This is a genomic window from Saccharopolyspora indica (genome assembly GCF_027853965.1).
GTDB classification, from domain to species: domain Bacteria; phylum Actinomycetota; class Actinomycetes; order Mycobacteriales; family Pseudonocardiaceae; genus Saccharopolyspora; species Saccharopolyspora indica.
This window is the reverse complement of record NZ_JAQGLB010000003.1, coordinates 219,498-237,213: the sequence shown is the minus strand read 5'-3', so window position 1 is coordinate 237,213 and position 17,716 is coordinate 219,498. Positions and strand designations below refer to the sequence as shown.

Annotated in this window: 21 protein-coding genes; 15 read left to right on the top strand and 6 right to left on the bottom strand. The window is 70.7% G+C overall.

Going from position 1 to position 17,716, the window contains the following annotated elements; translation table 11 throughout:
- Positions 1-93: 93 nt before the first annotated feature.
- Both OU416_RS08470 and OU416_RS08465 read left to right on the top strand, forming a co-directional pair.
- Entirely contained in the window at positions 94-855 is a 762-nt protein-coding gene (locus tag OU416_RS08470; protein WP_270926297.1) for a TVP38/TMEM64 family protein, read from the top strand.
- A 216-nt stretch (positions 856-1,071) separates the two neighbouring features.
- Positions 1,072-2,583: a multicopper oxidase family protein gene (locus OU416_RS08465; protein ID WP_270926296.1), complete on the top strand. Its 1,512-nt coding sequence runs from the start codon at positions 1,072-1,074 to the stop codon at positions 2,581-2,583.
- 49 nt (positions 2,584-2,632) lie between these two features.
- Here the strand turns inward: OU416_RS08465 and OU416_RS08460 are convergent, their stop codons facing one another.
- On the bottom strand, positions 2,633-3,349 hold the full coding sequence (locus OU416_RS08460) for a cytochrome c biogenesis CcdA family protein (RefSeq protein WP_270926295.1): 717 nt from the start codon (positions 3,347-3,349) through the stop codon (positions 2,633-2,635).
- 121 nt (positions 3,350-3,470) lie between these two features.
- Between OU416_RS08460 and OU416_RS08455 the strand changes: the two genes are divergently transcribed.
- The 12 genes from OU416_RS08455 to OU416_RS08400 all read left to right on the top strand — a co-directional run bounded on the left by OU416_RS08455 (position 3,471) and on the right by OU416_RS08400 (position 10,848).
- Positions 3,471-4,148 carry an ABC transporter ATP-binding protein gene (locus OU416_RS08455; protein ID WP_270926294.1) on the top strand — a complete coding sequence of 226 codons (678 nt, stop codon included), beginning with the start codon at positions 3,471-3,473 and terminating at the stop codon, positions 4,146-4,148.
- The gene (locus tag OU416_RS08450) at positions 4,145-4,816 is read left to right on the top strand and encodes a heme exporter protein CcmB (protein WP_270926293.1); all 672 of its coding nucleotides are present in this window, start codon (positions 4,145-4,147) and stop codon (positions 4,814-4,816) included. The genes OU416_RS08455 and OU416_RS08450 overlap by 4 nt, the downstream gene beginning before the upstream one ends.
- Positions 4,813-5,544: a cytochrome c biogenesis protein CcsA gene (ccsA, locus tag OU416_RS08445; protein ID WP_270926292.1), complete on the top strand. Its 732-nt coding sequence runs from the start codon at positions 4,813-4,815 to the stop codon at positions 5,542-5,544. The genes OU416_RS08450 and ccsA overlap by 4 nt, the downstream gene beginning before the upstream one ends.
- On the top strand, positions 5,537-5,659 hold the full coding sequence (locus OU416_RS08440) for a hypothetical protein (protein WP_270926291.1): 123 nt from the start codon (positions 5,537-5,539) through the stop codon (positions 5,657-5,659). Before ccsA ends, OU416_RS08440 begins: the two co-directional genes overlap by 8 nt.
- The gene (locus OU416_RS08435) at positions 5,656-6,075 is read left to right on the top strand and encodes a cytochrome c maturation protein CcmE (protein ID WP_270926290.1); all 420 of its coding nucleotides are present in this window, start codon (positions 5,656-5,658) and stop codon (positions 6,073-6,075) included. Before OU416_RS08440 ends, OU416_RS08435 begins: the two co-directional genes overlap by 4 nt.
- Positions 6,072-8,021 carry a heme lyase CcmF/NrfE family subunit gene (locus OU416_RS08430; RefSeq protein WP_270926289.1) on the top strand — a complete coding sequence of 650 codons (1,950 nt, stop codon included), beginning with the start codon at positions 6,072-6,074 and terminating at the stop codon, positions 8,019-8,021. The genes OU416_RS08435 and OU416_RS08430 overlap by 4 nt, the downstream gene beginning before the upstream one ends.
- A gap of 5 nt (positions 8,022-8,026) precedes the next feature.
- Entirely contained in the window at positions 8,027-8,500 is a 474-nt protein-coding gene (locus tag OU416_RS08425; protein WP_270926288.1) for a cytochrome c-type biogenesis protein, read from the top strand.
- Complete coding sequence (locus OU416_RS08420) at positions 8,497-9,273, top strand: tetratricopeptide repeat protein (protein ID WP_270926287.1); 777 nt, start codon at positions 8,497-8,499, stop codon at positions 9,271-9,273. The genes OU416_RS08425 and OU416_RS08420 overlap by 4 nt, the downstream gene beginning before the upstream one ends.
- On the top strand, positions 9,270-9,884 hold the full coding sequence (locus tag OU416_RS08415) for a TlpA family protein disulfide reductase (protein WP_270926286.1): 615 nt from the start codon (positions 9,270-9,272) through the stop codon (positions 9,882-9,884). Before OU416_RS08420 ends, OU416_RS08415 begins: the two co-directional genes overlap by 4 nt.
- Positions 9,885-9,963: 79 nt before the next feature.
- The gene (locus OU416_RS08410; RefSeq protein ID WP_270926285.1) at positions 9,964-10,245 is read left to right on the top strand and encodes a metal-sensitive transcriptional regulator; all 282 of its coding nucleotides are present in this window, start codon (positions 9,964-9,966) and stop codon (positions 10,243-10,245) included.
- A 148-nt stretch (positions 10,246-10,393) separates the two neighbouring features.
- Positions 10,394-10,600 (top strand): heavy-metal-associated domain-containing protein, encoded by a 207-nt coding sequence (locus OU416_RS08405; protein ID WP_150064588.1) that lies wholly within the window; start codon positions 10,394-10,396, stop codon positions 10,598-10,600.
- A 5-nt stretch (positions 10,601-10,605) separates the two neighbouring features.
- On the top strand, positions 10,606-10,848 hold the full coding sequence (locus OU416_RS08400) for a CDGSH iron-sulfur domain-containing protein (RefSeq protein WP_270926284.1): 243 nt from the start codon (positions 10,606-10,608) through the stop codon (positions 10,846-10,848).
- Positions 10,849-10,903: 55 nt separating this feature from the next.
- Here the strand turns inward: OU416_RS08400 and OU416_RS08395 are convergent, their stop codons facing one another.
- The 5 genes from OU416_RS08395 to OU416_RS08375 all read right to left on the bottom strand — a co-directional run bounded on the left by OU416_RS08395 (position 10,904) and on the right by OU416_RS08375 (position 16,168).
- On the bottom strand, positions 10,904-11,101 hold the full coding sequence (locus OU416_RS08395) for a hypothetical protein (RefSeq protein WP_270926283.1): 198 nt from the start codon (positions 11,099-11,101) through the stop codon (positions 10,904-10,906).
- A 249-nt stretch (positions 11,102-11,350) separates the two neighbouring features.
- Positions 11,351-13,666 (bottom strand): heavy metal translocating P-type ATPase, encoded by a 2,316-nt coding sequence (locus tag OU416_RS08390; RefSeq protein WP_270926282.1) that lies wholly within the window; start codon positions 13,664-13,666, stop codon positions 11,351-11,353.
- Positions 13,667-13,680: 14 nt separating this feature from the next.
- Entirely contained in the window at positions 13,681-14,640 is a 960-nt protein-coding gene (locus OU416_RS08385; RefSeq protein ID WP_270926281.1) for a hypothetical protein, read from the bottom strand.
- Between the two features lie 46 nt (positions 14,641-14,686).
- Positions 14,687-14,893 (bottom strand): heavy-metal-associated domain-containing protein, encoded by a 207-nt coding sequence (locus OU416_RS08380; protein ID WP_270926280.1) that lies wholly within the window; start codon positions 14,891-14,893, stop codon positions 14,687-14,689.
- Positions 14,894-15,127: 234 nt separating this feature from the next.
- Positions 15,128-16,168 carry a C40 family peptidase gene (locus tag OU416_RS08375; RefSeq protein WP_270926279.1) on the bottom strand — a complete coding sequence of 347 codons (1,041 nt, stop codon included), beginning with the start codon at positions 16,166-16,168 and terminating at the stop codon, positions 15,128-15,130.
- 626 nt (positions 16,169-16,794) lie between these two features.
- Here OU416_RS08375 and OU416_RS08370 point away from each other — a divergent pair.
- The gene (locus OU416_RS08370; RefSeq protein ID WP_270926278.1) at positions 16,795-17,553 is read left to right on the top strand and encodes a CPBP family intramembrane glutamic endopeptidase; all 759 of its coding nucleotides are present in this window, start codon (positions 16,795-16,797) and stop codon (positions 17,551-17,553) included.
- Positions 17,554-17,716: the final 163 nt, after the last annotated feature.

Here is a 17,716-nt window from a genome sequence, read left to right as displayed (position 1 = left end):
ATTCGGCGACCGCCGTTACACTACTAACATGATTAGTACGATCCTTGCAGGTCGAGGCGGGAGCGACGGGGCGCGTCCGGCTGGCGGTGCGACGTGAGCCTGCGTTCGAGGATCTCGTCGGTGGAGTCGCGCCGGAGTTGGGTCTTCGGCGTGCTGTGCCGAGCGCGCTCGCCGAAGATCCGTTTCGCGTCGATCGGCTTGCTCGGGCTGCTCTTCCTCGGGGCTGCTCTGTGGGTGCGGCGGTACGGCTCGCTGGTCGAGTTCGACGAGTGGCGCAGCGCGACGGGTCCGTGGGCGCCGCTGCTCTTCGTGCTCGCGTTCGGCCTGTTGAGCCTGTTGTTCGTGCCGAGGCCTGCGTTGGCGGCCGCGGTGGGGGTCGTGTACAGCCTTCCCGTCGCCCTCCCGGTAGTGGTGGCGGGAACCGTCCTGAGTGCTGCGGCGGCGTTCGGGGTGGCACGCGCGGTCGGTCGTGAGCCGCTCGCGCCCCTCTTGCGCAAGGGGCGGCTCCGGCAGCTGGACTCGTTCTTGGAGCGCCGGGGTTTCGTCGCGACGGTCTTCTGCCGGTTGGTGCCGTTCGTGCCGTTCGCGGTGGTGAACTACACGGCCGGGGTCACCCGCGTGCGGCCGCTGCCGTTCCTGGCGGGTACCGCGGTGGGGACCATGCCCGCCAACGCCTCCTACGTCGTGTTCGGGGGCGTGCTGGTGGCCGATGGTGGAACCGCGCTGCTGCTCGCGTCGGTTCTGGGCGGGGGCGCGCTGCTCGGTCTCGTCCTGGCTCGTGCCGTTCGCGACCGCGTGCCCGCTTCGCGGGGGCCGGGCTGCGGAGGGGCGCGGATCAGTCGAGGTCAAGCCTGATCCGCGCCCGGTCGGCGGCAGGGCTGGGGGTCCCCGGCGGCCGACACCCCTTTCAACTATGGTGGATAGTAGACGATGGCTCAAGTGCCTCCCGGAGTTGATCGGCTCGGAGGGTGGCGCGTCCTCCGTCGGGCTTAAGTACTATCGAGCTTAGTACTAAGACTCTGGAGAGGACGGTTGCACATGGGGTCTGCGGCTTTCGGGAACCGGCCGGGGATGAGCAGGCGGGGGTTCCTCGGGCTGGGTGCTTCGCTGGCGGCGATCGGTGTCGCGCAGGCGTGCTCCAGCCAGGCGGCGCCGCTCTCGGCCGTGGGGCCGACCTCGCCGCTGGTGGGAGACCTGGAGCGGACGCGGCGGGCGGGGAACCCGCGAGTGGTCGACGTCGGTCTGCGCGCCAAGCCCGCAACGGTGGACCTCGGCGGCGTGCAGGTGCGGACCTGGTCCTTCGGCGACCGGGTGCCCGGCCCGGAGATCCGGGTGCGCCGCGGCGAGGTCCTGCGGGCGCGGTTGAGCAACGAGCTCGAGCAGGACACCTCCGTCCACTGGCACGGGATCGCGATGCGCAACGACATGGACGGCGTCCCGGGGCTGACCCAGGACCCGGTCCGGCCGGGGCTGACGCACACCTACGACTTCGCGGTGCCGCACGCGGGAACGTACTTCTTCCACCCGCACGTCGGCACGCAGCTGGACCGCGGCCTGTACGCGCCGCTGATCGTCGAGGATCCGGACGAGCCCGGCCGCTACGACGCCGAGGCGGTCATCGTGCTCGACGACTGGCTGGACGGAGTGGCCGGTGACCCGGACGCCAAGCTCGAGCAGCTGCGCCGCGAGGGCATGCCGATGGACCACGGCGGGATGGACGGAATGTCGGGCATGGACCACGGCTCCATGCCGGGCATGGGGCAGTCCGCCTCGGGGCCGCTGGGCAAGGACACCGGCGACGTGCAGTACCCGCACTACCTGATCAACGGGCGCATCCCGGCCGCGCCGGTGACCGTCAGCGCCAAACCCGGGCAGCGGCTGCGCCTGCGGATCATCAACGCCGGTGGTGACACGGCGTTCCGGGTGGCTCTCGGTGGGCACCGGATGACCGTGACCCACACCGACGGCTTCCCGGTGGAACCGGTCGAGACCGACTCGCTGCTGATCAGCATGGGGGAGCGGTACGACGTCGTGGTCACCCTCGGCGACGGGGTGTTCCCGCTGGTCGCCGACGCCGAGGGCAAGGAGGGCCGGGCGATGGCGCTGGTCCGGACCGGCTCGGGCGCGGTGCCCTCCGCCGACGTCCGGCCTCGCGAGCTGGACGGCAGGCTGCTCCAGGCCCTGGAGCTGGTGGCCGCCGAGCCGGTCCGGTTCGCGCCCGAGCAGCCGGACCGCACGCACGTGGTCGAGCTGGGCATGGACATGTCCGAGCCCTACCTGTGGACGATCAACGGCAAGACCTACGCCGAGCACCAGCCGCTGCCGGTCCAGCGGGGCGAGCGGGTGCGGCTCCGCTTCGTCAACAAGACGATGATGTTCCACCCGATGCACTTGCACGGCCACACCTTCCAGCTCGTTCGCGGACGAGCTGCCGGTGCGCGCAAGGACACCACGATCGTGCTGCCGATGCAGACCCTCGACGTGGACTTCGAGGCCGACAACCCCGGCCAGTGGATGCTGCACTGCCACAACATCTACCACGGCGAAGCCGGGATGATGAGCTCGCTGTCCTACGTGGCCTGAGGTTCCGGTGCCAGCGGCTCCCGGGTGTCGTTCGGGAGCCGCCGGCGGCTCAGATCGGCGGCCAGCCGAGGCGGGCGTAGAAGCCGAGCACTCCGCTCATCAAGGCGGTCCACCCGCCGGTCAGCATCGCGATTCCCATTGCGGCGAGCAGCAATCCGCCGAAGAGCTCGATGCGGCGCGCGTTGCGCCGCAACCATCCGAGCTCGACCCGGCCGCGGGCGATCCCGATCGCGAGCAGGACGAAGGGCAGGCCGAGACCGGCGGAGTAGGCGAGTAGCAGCACGGCTCCCTCGGCCGCGGTGGAAGTGCTGGCCGCCACGGTCAGGATCGAGGCGAGCACGGGACCGACGCACGGCGTCCAGCCGAACGCGAAGGCCGCACCCAGCGGCAGCGCTGCGGCGGGTCCGCGTCCGAAGCGGGTGAGGTCGGCCCGGAGCTGGCGCTGCAGCAGGCCGATCCGCAGGACGCCGAGCATCGTCAGCGCCATGACGATGATCAGCGCGCCGCCGATCACCTCGAGGAGCCTCTGGTTGCGCGCCAGGAGGAAGCCGAGCGCTGACGAGGTCACGCCGAGTGCGGTGAACACGGCGGAGAACCCGGCGGTGAACAGCAGCGCGCCGAGGACGGTCTTCCGGCGCGACGGGCGGTCCCCGGACAGGCCTGCGACGTACGAGACGTAGCCGGGCAGCAGGGGCAAGGTGCACGGCGAGCTGAAGGAGACCACGCCGGCGACGATCGCCAGCGACAGCAATGCGAACAGTTCCACGCGCTCGTCCTCGTCCAGTGGTGTGCGTCGGCCTCGTCGGATCCCCCGCGAGGTTCGCCCGTCCAGAGCATCTACTATGTAGCTTAGTACTACTGGTTCTGGTGTTCAGGAGGTGGCACGCATGGCTTCCGCCCCAAGCGCGAGACCGGTGGACGCCGTCGTCGAGCTGTCGGGTGTTTCGGTCGACGTCGAGGGCGCCCCGGTGCTGCGCGACCTCGATCTGACCGTGCGGCGGGGCGAGACCTTGGGCGTGCGGGGTGCCAACGGTTCGGGCAAGAGCACCCTGCTCTCCGTCGTCGCCACGCTGCGCCCGGTCCGCACCGGAACCGGCTCGGTGCTGGGGAAGTCGTTCGGTGACAGCGCGATCCACGACGTCCGGCCGAGGATCGCGCTGGTCGGGCACGCGGCCGCGCTCTACCAGAACCTGACGTTGCGCGAGAACCTGCGCTTCCTCGCGCACCTGACCGGACGTCCGGACCGCGCTGCCGACGACGCGCTCGACGCGGTCGGTCTGGCAGGAGTCGCGGACCGGACCGCGAGTCGGTGTTCGCAGGGCATGCTCCGCCGGGCGGACCTGGCACGGGTCCTGCTGTCCGAACCGGAGCTGCTCCTGCTCGACGAGGTCCACTCCGGACTGGACGCCGCATCCGTCGGGCTGGTGGCGGGACTGATCGACGGCGTCCGGCGGCGCGGCGGTGCGAGCATGGTCGTCTCGCACGATCAGCAGCGCCTGACCGCCGAGACTGACCGGGTCGTCGAAATCGTCCGCGGCGCGGCGGTTCCGGAGCGGTGCGCGTGAAGCCGAACGCGGTCCGCCAGTGCGCCGAGCTCGCGCTCAAGGACCTCCGACTGGAACTCCGGGCGCGTGAGGTCGGACTCGTGATCGCTCCGTTCGGCGCGGTCGCGCTGCTGCTGATCCCGATGGCCGTCGACGCGAGCACGGCCTTGCTGCGGCAGCTCGGCCCGGGGATGTACTGGGTGGTCGTGCTGCTGTTCGGCGTCCTGGTCGCGGTTCGTGACACGGCGGTCGAGGCGCCCGAGCAGCACGCGGTGCTCCGGCTGCTGGGCGTCGAGCCCGCGGTGCTGCAGATGGGGCGGGCGCTGGCGAACTTCGTGCTGGTGCTGCTCTTCGAACTGCTGCTGCTCCCGGTGAGCATCGCGCTCTACGACCCGGACCTGACCGGGTGGCCGTGGCTGCTGCTCGCCCTCCCGCTGACCGCAGGTGGTCTCGCGCTGCTCGGGACCATCGCCAACTCACTCGCCCGGGGTTTGACGGGCCGGTCGACGATCGGCCCGCTGATGGTCGTCCCGATCGCGGTACCGCTGCTGCTGGCAGCGGTGCAGAGCACCCGGGCGGCCGGGCTCGGGCGCGCGCCGTGGCCGTGGCTGCTGCTGATCGCGGTCGTCGACGTCGCGGCGCTCCTGCTTCTCGTGCTGACCGCTCATCACCAGGAGGAAACGGCATGAAGCCGTTCGGACGCGTGCTGCCCGCAGTCGCCGGAGGTGTGCTGGTCGTCGCGCTCGTCGCGGCGTTCCTGGCCCCCGCCGACCGGCTGCAGGGCGACTTGCAACGCCTCATGTACGTCCACGTCCCCGCGGCGTGGGTCGCCTACCTGAGCTTCGCCCTCACGCTCGTCGGCAGCGTGCTGTGGTTGTGGCGGAAGGAGCCGCGCTACGACCGGCTGGCGGCGTCCAGCGCGGAAGGCGGTGTGTTCTTCACCGGGCTGGCACTGGTCCTCGGTTCGGTCTGGGGCAAACCGGTGTGGGGCGTGTGGTGGACGTGGGACCCGAGGCTGGTCACCACGGCGGTGATGTTCTTCGTCTACCTCGGCTACCTCGCGCTGCGCCGGGCGACCGCGGATCCCCTCGCCCGGGCCCGGCGGTCGGCGGTGTTCGGCATCGTCGCCTTCGTGCAGGTCCCGGTCGTGCACATGTCGGTGGTCTGGTGGCGGACGCTGCACCAGCCACCGACGGTGCTCAAGCCCGGCGAACCCAGCATCGAGCACACGATGCTCGCCGCACTGCTGCTCAGCGTGCTGGCCTTCACCTCGCTGTTCGCGGTGGCGCTGCGCGCCCGGATGCGGATCGCCGCGCTGGAGGACGCGGTGGAGGAGCGGATGCGCACCGCGGAGCGGGCGCTGGCCGGTGCGGCGATCGCCGCACCTCGCACGGAAGGAGTCCGCACCGATGTCTGAGTGGATGTGGGTGGCGCTGGGCTTCGGCATCGCCTACGGGGCGCTCGCGATGTACTTCGCGTCGCTGCACCGGCGGTGGCGCGTCCTGCGGCGCAAGGATCGGGAGCTCTCGTGAAGCGATTTCGGCTGCTCGTGGTCTCGCTGACCGGCCTGCTGGTCGTGCTGGTCGGCCTGCTCACCTTCGGCAATCTCAACCAGAACCTGGTCTACTACCTGACCCCGGCGGAAGCGCTGGCGCAGAAGGCGGATTTCGCCGACGGGAAGCGATTCCAGATCGGCGGCCTGGTGCGCGACGGCAGCGTGGTGCGCACCGACCGGGGTATCGAGTTCATCGTGGACTCCGGCGCCGAACCCGGCCCGGACGCGGTGCGCGTGTCCCACCGCGGCAGCCCCGCGCAGCTGTTCCGCCCCGGCATCGGGGTCGTGCTCGAAGGCCGGTGGCAGGGCGAGGAGTTCGCCTCGGACCACATGATCGTCAAGCACGACGAGAACTACGCGCCACCTGAGGACGAGCGGAGTGGTGCGGAGTGAACGCGGTCCTCCCGGCGGCCGGATGGGTGGGCGCGTTCCTCGGCCTGGCCGCCTCGCTCGCCCTGGCGCTGCAGGGCTTTCGCGCCCAACGCCGACCGGACGCCGTCCGCCGCGGTCAGCTGGCCTTCCAGGTCTGGTGCATGGTCGGTGGCGCGGTGCTGTCCATGGGTGCGCTGGAAGCGGCCCTGCTGACGGACGACTTCTCGATGTCCTACGTGGCCGAGACGCACTCCCGGGCGACGCCGCTGCTGTTCACCATCACCACCGCCTGGTCGGCGCTGGGCGGCAGCCTCGTGCTGTGGACCTTGATCCTGGCCGGGTACACCGCGGTCGTGCTCCGGGGCGTGCGCGACACCTCCGACCGACTGGGCACCGGGGCGCTGGCCGTGATGGGACTCGTCGCCGCGTTCTTCTTCGGCTTGGTGACGACGGTGGCCAACCCGTTCCAGATCCTGCCGGACCCGCCTGCCGACGGTCCGGGACCGAACCCGCTGTTGCAGGACCACATCCTGGTCGCCCTCCACCCGCCTGCCCTCTACCTCGGCTACGTGGGCTTCACGGTCCCGTTCGCCTTCGCGATCTCCGCGCTGCTGCTGCGCGGCGGCGGGGTGGAGTGGTTGCGGCGCACCCGCCGCACCAACCTCGTCGCCTGGAGCTTCCTGACGCTGGGCCTGGTCATCGGGGCGTGGTGGTCCTACGAGGTGCTCGGCTGGGGCGGCTACTGGGCGTGGGATCCGGTGGAGAACGCGGCGCTGATCCCGTGGCTGGTGGCCACCGCCTTCCTGCACTCCGCGGTCGTGCAGACCAAGCGGGGGATGCTCCAGGCGTGGAACTTCGTGCTCGTGCTGGCCACCTTCGCGCTGACCATCCTCGGCACGTTCCTGACCCGCTCCGGGGTCGTCGCGTCGGTGCACTCCTTCTCCGAGTCGGAGATCGGCCCGGTGCTGCTGGCGTTCTTCGCCGTCGTCCTCGGTGGCGGGTTCGCGCTGTTCGCCTTTCGCGGGGAGAAGCTGGCCTCCGGGTCGCGCCCGGAGTCGCTGGCCAGCCGGGAGGGCGTGTTCCTGGTCAACAACCTGCTGCTGAGCCTGTTCGCGTTCGTGGTGCTGACCGGCACGGTGTACCCGATCCTGGTCGAGGCGATCAGCGGTGACCAGGTCTCGGTCGGCCGCCCGTTCTTCGACCGGATGGCGGTGCCGCTGTCGTTCGGTCTGCTGCTGGCGATGGGCGTCGGACCGTTCACCCCGTACCGCGCGGCCACCCGCCAGGTCATGTGGCGACGCCTGCGCGTGCCGCTGCTGCTGGCCAGCGCCGGGGCAGCGGTGCTGGTGCTGACCGGGGTGCGGGCGGCGAGCGTGGTCGCGGTCAGCGCGATCGCCATCGCGATGGTCGCCGCGTCGGTGCGGCAACTGGTGACCTCGGCGCCGAACCTGCGGCCGTCGGGCGTGCTGCGGGTGTTGCGCGGTCAGCGCGGCTACTGGGGCGGGCAGCTCTCGCACCTCGGGGTGGCGTTGCTGGCCGTGGTCATCGCGGTCTCCGGAGCGATGGCCGAGCGGGCGACGGTGACGCTGGAACGCGGTCAGTCCGCCGAGTTCGCCGGTTACCAGGTCACCTTCCTCGGAGTCCGGGACTTCCAGACCTCGGGGCGCGCCGTGACGGAGGCCGACATCCGGCTCAGCGAAGGGGGAACCGTGCGGGAGGTGGCCACTCCCCGGATGAGCTCCTTCCGCGGCCAGCCGCAGTCGGTGGCGGCCCCGTCGGTGTGGTCGACGCCCCGGCAGGACGTCTACGTCGCGCTGGCGCAGTTCGACCCGGACCGGGTGACGATCAACCTCTACCGCTACCCGCTCATGGTGTGGATGTGGGTCGCCGGTGCGCTGATCGCGGCAGGCGGTTTCTGGGCGCTGAGCGGGCGTCGGCGCGTCCGCTCGACGCCGGGCGGGAGTTGAGCGCGGTGCGCCATCGCATTTCGCAGGCGGCGCTGGCCGCGCTCATCCTGGGACTGCTGGCCTTCACCGGAGTCGTGCTGGTCACCGGTCCGCCGGCTCCGGTCGACCGGGCGTACGAGCTGGAGCGGGGTCTCCGCTGCCCGGTGTGCCAGAGCGTGTCGGTCGCCGAGTCCATGTCGGACACCGCGGAGGCGATGCGCCGGTCCGTCCGCGAGCAGGTCGCCGCGGGGCGCAGCGACGAGGAGATCGTGGACTACTTCCGGGCCCGCTACGGCGACTGGGTGGTCCTCGACCCGCCGGTGGCCGGGAGCACGGTCGCGCTCTGGCTGGTTCCCGGAGCCGTTGGCCTGGCAGGTGCGCTGATCGTGCTGCTGAGGCCGCGATCGAGAGGTGGAACCCGGGTCGAACTGACCGATGACGACCGAGCGCGCGTGCAGGCCGAGCTGCGACGCGTGCGGGTGGGGGAGGAGACGCGATGAGCTCCGAACTCGAGCAGCGCAGGGACGAAGCCCTGGCGGACCTCATCGACCTGGAGCGGCAGGTCGAGGAGGGGGAGATACCCCGCCAGGTCGGCGAACGGTTGCGCGCGGATTACGAGCGGCGAGCAGCTGCTGCGCTCAACGCCCTCGAATCGCCGCGGCCCGAAAAGGCGCGTCCGGTCAGGAGATCTCGCACGGTGCCCGCGCTGTACGCGCTCGCCGCCGTCGTGGCCGTCACCGCCGCGGTCCTGGTCCTGCCGAACTTCGTCGGTGCTCGACCGGAGAACGGGTTCGTCACCGGCAACGAGGCCGTCGCCCCGCCGCCGAGCGCGCCGCCGCGCGATCTCTCCACGGTCACCGATGAGGAGATGGAAGCCGTGATCGCGCAGAACCCGGACGTGGTCGGCATGCGACTGGCCCTCGCCAAGCGGTACCTGGCCGTCGGCGAGCACGACAAGGCGTCGGAGCACTTGGGCGAGGCTCTCAAGCAGCAGCCCGAGAACCCCGAGGTGCGGGCGTGGTCGGGGTGGCTGCTGTTCCAGATCGGCGAACCCGCCGCGGCCGCCGAGTACGTGGACCGCGCGCTCGCCATCGATCCCGGAGACCCGTGGGCGGCGTGGTTCAAGGCGAACATCCTGCTCGACGGGTTCGGCGACGTGGCCGGGGCGCAGGACGTCCTGATGCGCCTCCAGCAGCGGCTCGACCTCGACCCGGAGTTGCGCGAGAAGGTGGACACGGCGCTGCGGCGCAACGCGGGCGGGGGAGGATCATGACGAGCCCGGGCAGGTGGACTGCGTGGCGGATCGCCAGGTGGAGCGCCCTGCTGGTCACGGTGATCGCCATCGGCGCTGGCGCGGTGTTCGGCAGTCGGCTCGGTGCGGACCCGGCCCTGGTGGATTCGCCGCTGATCGGTCAGCCCGCCCCGGTGCGGGAGGTGCCGGAGCTGGAGGGGCCGGGCTCGCTGTCCCTGCCGGACCTGCGCGGCGAGGTAGTCGTGGTCAACTTCTGGGCGTCCTGGTGCGTGCCGTGCCGCGAGGAGCACGCGGTGCTGACCTCCGCCGCCGCGAACTACCGCGACGCCGGGGTGACCTTCGTCGGGGTGAACTACCAGGACCGCCCGGGATCCGCGACCGCGTTCCTGGACGAGCTGGGCCGCGGCGACGGCTACCGCTACGTGACCGACCCCGGTTCGCAACTGGCGCTGGAGTTCGGCGTTTTCGGCGTTCCGGAGACGTTCTTCCTCGATCGCACCGGGCGAATCGTCGGCAAGATCACCGGTCCGGCGAACTACCCGGTCCTGTCGGCTGCGCTCGACGAGATGCTGGCGGGTCGTCAGCCCGGTGTCCGGGTGCGAGGTGAGTTGCAGTCCGAGCCCGGCTGGTGAGACGGGTTCCTCGACGGCTTCCGATGCTACCCCTAGGGGGTATCATCGGTGATGTTCGAGCGAGTGACGGGAGTCCGCGATGCACGGCTACACCCAGGACAAGGAGAACTACCTCAAGCGGCTGCGGCGCGTCGAGGGGCAGGTGCGCGGGTTGGCGCGCATGATCGAGGAGGACCAGTACTGCATCGACGTTCTCACGCAGGTTTCCGCGGTGACGAGGGCGCTGCAGGCGGTGTCGATCGGGCTCCTGGACGAGCACCTCAAGCACTGCGTCGCCGAGGCGGTGGCGGAGGGCGGCGAGAACGCCGACGAGAAGGTCAAGGAGGCCAGTGACGCGATCGCGCGCCTCGTCCGTTCGTGACGCGCGGCGTTCACCTGCAGGCCCCGGCGGGACGCGGTTCCCGCCGGGGCCTGCTCCTTCCCGGGTTTGTGCTCCCGGCGCTCGCCCGGTTAGGATTCGTATACCCTACGGGGGTAGTGTTCAACGGTCCTGTTGCGAGGGAGTACTCATGAGTGAAAGCACGTTCGTCGTCAAGGGAATGACCTGCTCCGGGTGCATGAGCAAGGTGACGACGGCGGTCACCGGCGTCGACGGCGTCACCGACGTCGACGTCGACATCAGCAACGGCGAGCTCACGGTCGTCAGCGACTCGCCGGTCGACCCGGAGGCGATCCGCAAGGCGGTCGGCGACGCCGGCTACGAGATCGCGAGCTGAGCTCGATGGGCGAGCCGAACCCGGCCCAGCCGCCGGTGGTGATCAAGACCGTGGACAACGGGCCGTACCAGGTGAAGGGGCCGGTCACGGTAGTTGATCACGAGAACAACGTCTACGAGCTCGGTCCGGGTCGCACCCGCCTGCTGTGCCGCTGCGGCCTCTCGGCGAAGAAGCCGTTCTGCGACGGATCGCACGCCCGGGAGGGCTTCGCCGCGGCGGATCGCGCAACTCCGGCAGAAACCCGGTAGACGCGGAAGAAGAACACCGGTGGGACGCTCGTTCGGGCGTCCCACCGGTGTTTCGTCACTTCCGCGGTCGGCGGCAAGCCGCCAGCGCGGCAGCGGCGAATTCGGCGGACACCTCGCCGACCGCTCCCCGGCGGCGGAACCGGGTCTTGACCGAGGGCAGGAGCTGGTGGCAGCAGAGGTGCACCGCCGCCTCCAAGCTCGCGTGCACCTTTCCCCACTGCCGCGTTCCGCGCAGGCGGACGATCGTTCGCATTGGCCTTCTCCTCCGGATCTCGTTTCGTCACGAGTGCGCGATCGGTCGCGACCAGCCGGGCGGGCCGGTCGACCGGCACCGGGCCCACCGAGCGGTCCCCGGCATCGCCCACCACCTGGATGCGGTGGTCGTAGGAGTCGGTCCGGGGCATCGGTGGTGTGCTCGGCGAAAGTGCTTGCGGCGCAACGGTGAAGAACGGCAATGGCCTCCCGCACGGTGGTGCGGGAGGCCACGCCGTCGGGGTCGAGCTCAGCCGCGGTGGGCGGCGGTGGGCGCGGAGCCCTCTCCCTCGGTGCTGGGCAGCGGTTCGGCGGCGATGGTGCTGCGGAAGCGGCGCAGCCGCAGGCTGTTGCCGACCACGAACACCGAGCTGAACGCCATCGCGGCCCCGGCGATCATCGGGTTGAGCAGCCCGGCGGCGGCCAGCGGCAGGGCGAGCACGTTGTAGGCGAAGGCCCAGAACAGGTTGCCCTTGATGGTGCCCAGCGTGCGCCGGGACAACCGGATGGCGTCGACCGCCGCCCGCAGGTCCCCGCGGACCAGGGTCAGGTCGCTGGCCTCGATGGCGACGTCGGTGCCGGTGCCCATGGCCAGGCCGAGGTCGGCCTGGGCGAGGGCGGCGGCGTCGTTGACGCCGTCACCGGCCATGGCCACCACCTTGCCCTCGGACTGCAGGCGTTTGACGACGTCGACCTTGTCCTGCGGCAGGACTTCGGCGATGACCTCGTCGATGCCGACCTCGGCGGCCACCGTGCGGGCCACGGTCTTGTTGTCGCCGGTGAGCAGCACGGGCTGGAGCCCGAGCTTGCGCAGCCCGGCGATCGCCTCGGCGGAGGTGGGCTTGACGGTGTCGGCCACCTCCAGCACGGCGCGCGGAGCGCCGTCCCAGGCCACCGCGACCGCGGTGCGACCCTGCTGCTCGGCGGCCTGCTGCGCTGCCAAGAGCTCCTCGGTCAGCGGCTGGCTCCACTGCTCCAGCAGGGCAGGCCGCCCGACGAGCACGGCGTGCCCGTCGACGACGCCCTGCACGCCCAGCCCCTCGATGTTGGTGAAGCCCTCGACGGCGGGGAGCTCGCCGACCCGGCCCGCGGCGCCCTGCGCGATCGCCTTGGCGATCGGGTGCTCCGAGGCGTTCTCGGCGGCACCTGCCAGGCGCAGCGCCTCCTGCTCGTCAACGCCCTCAGCGGTGTGCACGGCGACCAGCGACATCTGACCGCTGGTGACGGTCCCGGTCTTGTCCAGCACGATCGTGTCGATGCGGCGGGTGGACTCGAGCACCTCCGGGCCCTTGATCAGAATGCCCATCTGCGCCCCGCGCCCGGTGCCGACCAGCAGCGCCGTCGGCGTGGCCAGCCCCAGCGCGCACGGGCAGGCGATGATCAGCACGGCCACCGCGGCGGTGAAGGCGGCGGCGACACCGGACCCGGAGCCCAGCCAGAACCCCAGCGCGACGAACGCCAGCGCGATCACGATCGGGACGAAGACCGCCGAGATCCGGTCGGCCAGCCGCTGGACGGCGGCCTTGCCGTTCTGCGCGTCCTCGACCAGCTTGGCCATCTGGGCCAGCTGGGTGTCCGACCCGACGCGGGTCGCGCGGACGACCAGCCGGCCGCCTGCGTTGACCGTGGCACCCACCACGGCGTCCCCGGCGCGCACCTCGACGGGCACGGACTCGCCGGTGAGCATGCTGGCGTCGACCGCCGAGGTGCCCTCCTCGATGACACCGTCGGTGGCGATCTTCTCGCCGGGCCGGACCACGAACAGGTCGCCGACGGCGAGCTGCTCGGTGGGGATCCGCACCTCCCGGCCGTCGCGGAGCACCGCGACCTCCTTGGCGCCGAGCTCCAGCAGCGCCCGCAGGGCGGCCCCGGCGCGGCGCTTGGACCGGGCCTCGAAGTACCGCCCGGCGAGGATGAACATCGTCACCCCGGCAGCGACCTCGAGGTAGATGTTGCCGTCCCCGCTCATCCGCTGGATGGTCAGCTCGAACGGGTGCGTCATGCCCGGGACGCCGGCGCTGCCGAACAGCAGCGCGTACAGCGACCACAGCAGGGCGGCGGTGGTGCCCATGGAGATCAGGGTGTCCATGGTGGCCGCGCCGTGCCGCAGGTTCGCCCACGCTGCCTTGTGGAACGGCAGCGCGCCCCACACCACGACCGGTGCCGCGAGGGCCAGCGAGATCCACTGCCAGTAGGTGAACTGCAGCGCCGGGGCCATCGCCAGCACGATGACCGGAATCGACAGCGCGGTCGAGACGATCAGCCGGTTCCGCAGCGACCGGGTGGGGTCGTCGGCGGCCTCCCCGTCGCCCTCGGCGGGCTCGGAGGGCGGCTTGGGCAGTTCCGCGCTGTAACCGGCGGCCTCGACCTGCTGGACCAGCTCCTGCGGGTCGAGCCCCTCCGGGAAGGTGATCTTGGCCTTCTCGGTGGCGTAGTTGACCGAAGCGGTGACGCCGTCGAGCTTGCCGAGCCGCTTCTCCACCCTGGCCGCGCAGGAGGCGCAGGTCATCCCGCCGATGGCCAGCTCGATCTGGGCGGTGGGCCCGCCCTGTGTCTCAGTGCTCATCGAAGTCCTCCTGTTCACCCGTGGCCGCCGTGGCCGTCACCGGCGGGAGCCGGGTTCTGCCCGCCGCCGGTCGAGCCGGTTGCGTCGACCGTGAATTCCGCGGTGCGGACCTGGCCCTCGTGCTGGAAGTCCAGGAACAACCGGTAGGTACCTGCGGAGGGCACCTCCGCTTCGAAGGCGATGTCCGGACCGGCGGGGGTGCGCCCGTCACCGGGAGTCCCGGTCGGGTGCACGTGCAAGTACCCCAGGTCGCTGGTGCGCAGCGCGACCAGGTGCCCGTAGGCGCCCAGGTAGGGCTGCAGGTCGGTGACCGGGCTCCCGTCCTCGGTCACCGACAGCGTGACCGGGGAGGAGGTGCCCGCGACCAGCTCGCCGTCGAGGCGCACCTGGTAGCCGTCGACCTCGGCGATCCGCGAGGGCCGGAGCTCGGCCGGTGCGAAGGTGCCGGGCGCCGAGACGTCCGCGCCCAGCGTCTGGGCCTGGCCGCCGGTCGGCTTGAAGTCGGCGAACACCCGGTAGGTCCCGCCTCCGGTGAACCGCAGCGGTACCCGCCAGGTCCCGTCCGGGGTCATCTCCGGGTGCACGTGCTGGTACTCGGCGGTGTCCCGGCGCACCGCGATGAGGTGCATCTGCTTCTCGTGCTCGGTGTCGAACCGGGTGACCGGGGCCCCGTCCGGACCGGTGATGCGGAAGGAGAACTCGTCCGCGCTGCCCGGTGCGATCAGCGTCGAGGTGGGCGCGAGGGTGTAACCGCCCCTGGTCGAGGCCAGTCCCGCCGGGATGTCCTGCGCGGCTCCCGCGACGGTGCCGCTGTTGGTGTCCGTTCCCGCGGTGTTCCCGTCACCGGGGTGCTCGGCGTGCGCATCGGCGCCGCCGAGCGCGAGCGGACCGACAGCGGATCCGGTGACCCACGCCCCGCCGAAGGCGAGCACGAGCACCGCACCGTAGGCGGAGAGCTTCGCTGCTGTGTTCATTGCGACCCTTTCACTACCCGGATCCGTCGCAGCGGATCCGGCCTCGTCAGGAGGCGAGTTCGTAACCGGCTTCCTCGACGGCTTCCCGCACGTCGTCCTCGGGCAGCGCAGCGGCGCTGCGCACGCTCACCGCACCGCTGGACAGGTCGACGGACACGTCCGACACGGTGTCGATCTTGGTGATCTCCTCGGTGACCGACCGCACGCAGTGCTCGCAGGTCATCCCGACCACGGTGTAGTTCGCCTCGACCATCTCGCAGCCCCTTCCAGGTCTCGTCGCCCGTCCTCATCGGGCGATCCGCTGCCACGTTTATACCCTAGGGGGGTACCGTCGTCAACGAGTGGTCCGGTGTGGGCTTGATGCGGCTGAGGCTGAGGGAATCGCTGGGGAACTGGGTTCACCCGGGGATCGGAGTTGATACGGGGGTAGGGTTCGCGCACGCACGCCAGCGCCCCTCTGGCGCGGGGTCAGAGGGGCGCGTGGTGGTCAGCCGACGATTCGGCGGGCGCCGATGTAGTGGCCGTCTCCCTTGATCGAGCGGACGTCCACGAGCTGGCCCTCGGTGGGGGCGTCGACCATCTTGCCGTTGCCGACGTACATGCCGACGTGGTGGATCTTCGACGGGTCACCGGTGCCGTCGTCGTAGAAGACCAGGTCGCCGGGTTGCAGCTGGTCCTTGGAGACGGGTTTGCCCGCGGTCCACTGGGTTCTGCTGCTGGGCGGGATCTTGATTCCGGCCTGCTTGTAGGCCCACTGGGTCAGGCCGGAGCAGTCGAACTCCGTCGGTCCCTTCGAGCCCCACTCGTACTCCGAGCCGCGTTTGGCGAGGGCTGCTTGGAGCGCGGTGTTGGCCGCTCCGGGTGGGCCGAGGTAGCTGCCCGTGTCGACCGGGCCTTGCAGGCGTTGCCGGTCGGAGCCGTCCAGTCCGTTCAGGGCGGTGCGGACCTCCGAGATCCGCCCGTCGAGGTCCTCCTTTCGCTTCTGCACTTCGCCGACGAGGCGGGCCGCGTCGTCGGTCGCTCGTTGGGCTTGGCCCTCGGCTTCCTGGGCGCGTTCGCGGGCCTCCTGCGCCTGTCGGGCCGCTTCTGAGAACTTGTCGAGGACCTGCTTGTTGTCGAAGGCCACGACGCCGAGCATCGTTGCGCGGTCGAGGAATTCGTCCGGGGTTGCGCTGGAGAGCGCGGCGGTGAACTCGTCCGTGCGCGCTCCGCGGTAGGCCGATCCGGTGAGGTGGTCGACCTCGCCTTGGAGCTCCGCCTGCTCCCGCCGGGCTTCGTCCTCGACCTGCTTCGCTTGCAGGACGGCGTCTTTCGCTCGGTTGAGCTCCGATCGCTTCGCCTCGAGGGCCATGTGCGCGTCGCTGAGGTCCTCTTCGGCCTTGGCGGCCTCCGCGCCCAGCTGCTGGTACTCCTCGACCGGGTCCGATGGCTGGGCTCCGGCGGGAACCGCGATCAACCCAGTGGTGATCGCGATGGTCGAAGCCGCGAGCGCCGCCTTCATCGACTGTTTGAGCCGGTGTGACGCCACGTTGTGAAGATCTCCTCTGTTCCTGTGTCGGGATCATCCGCGGGCTGTTGACGGCCCTTTCGCGGATGCGTTTCAGCGGGCTCCCCGCAGCCCGGTTCCGGAAGTTACTCGAAAGATTCCCGGCTGTCTACTATCGGATGTAGTAGATGGTGCGGGCGGATCGCTGGAGCTGCCCGTGGCCTCTGCGGTCATCCCGCTCCTCCCAGCGCGACCGCCGCGAGTCGTGCTGCGGCGCTGGGCAACGTGACCACGCTGGCCACCGCGGGGCCTCGGGTCCCGATCCGGTTCTTCCCGCGGTCGGGGAAAGCCCTTGTCCTTCGCCGGGATTCTCTGCGCTGGGCGGGCGGCATGCGCAACATCCGCCGTTCGACGCTTGCCGGGACGCCACTACCTTGTGATACGTTGTAGCGGTACTCGGTGATACCGAGTACCAAGATGGGAAGGAGGCGGATGACCGTGCCCGACGCGGAAAAGGGCGGCCTCGCCGCGAAGGCGATCGGCCCGAAGTGGTGGTGGCTACCACCGAACTCGCACCCACCTCGAAGACGCCGCGCCTCGCCACTGCGGCACCACGCCAGCCGTCAGGACGATCGATGATCACCGCCGGAGCTGGTCGACCGAACCGGATGGCTGATCGGCTGCTGGCCGACCGCCATTCCCTGCCGCTCTCGATCGCGCTCCACCTCGTTCCCGGAGCCCTGATCGTCGCGGTGTTCCTGCTCTTCACCGGGCCGGTGGTCAAGTCGTGGGGCTACCCGTCGTTCCTGGGCTGGGCGATCGCCATGTGCGTGGCCCTCGTGCCGTTCGAGCTCGGCCTGCTGCTGTGGCTGGGGCATCGGCGCAACGGGCGGTTCTCGCTGCGCGGGGTGGTGCACTACCGGGGCAGGCCGATCTCGCGCGGCAAGCTCATCGCCGTCGTCGTCCCCCTCATCGTCTGGATGCTGGTGGTGTCGACCGCGCTCATACCCCTGGACGACGTCATCAACGAGTGGTTGTTCGCGTGGGTCCCGTTCGAGGGCGCGGGCAGCGTCACCGGATACCTCGCCGGGTACCCGCGGCACGTCATGGTCATCGCGCTGGGGTCCTGCATTCCGCTGACCGGCCTGGCCTTCCCGCTCGTCGAGGAGCTCTACTTCCGCGGCTTCCTGCTGCCCCGGCTTCCCCAGCTGGGCCGAGGGGCGCCGGTGCTCAACGCGTTCCTGTTCGCGGTGTACCACCTCTGGGCGCCGTGGACGTTCCTGTCGAAGACGATCTTCTTCCTGCCGGCGGTCTGGCTGGTCTGGCGCAGGAAGGACATCCGGATCTCGATGGGCATGCACGCCGGTACCACGTTCGTCTCGCAGACGGGGGGCACCATCGCCCTCGTGCTGGGCGTCTTCCCATGAGGCTCGGGCAGCGCCCGCACGGCGTCTGATTTCGAGAGACCCGCGGATCTTTTCGGACGGGCCCGAAACCGTCGGTGACGGCCCCGCGAACTGGTCGCGGAACTTACCCACAACTGTTTCCAAGGACGGGTTTGTCCCCGATCGGACGCGGGATGGGCTGATC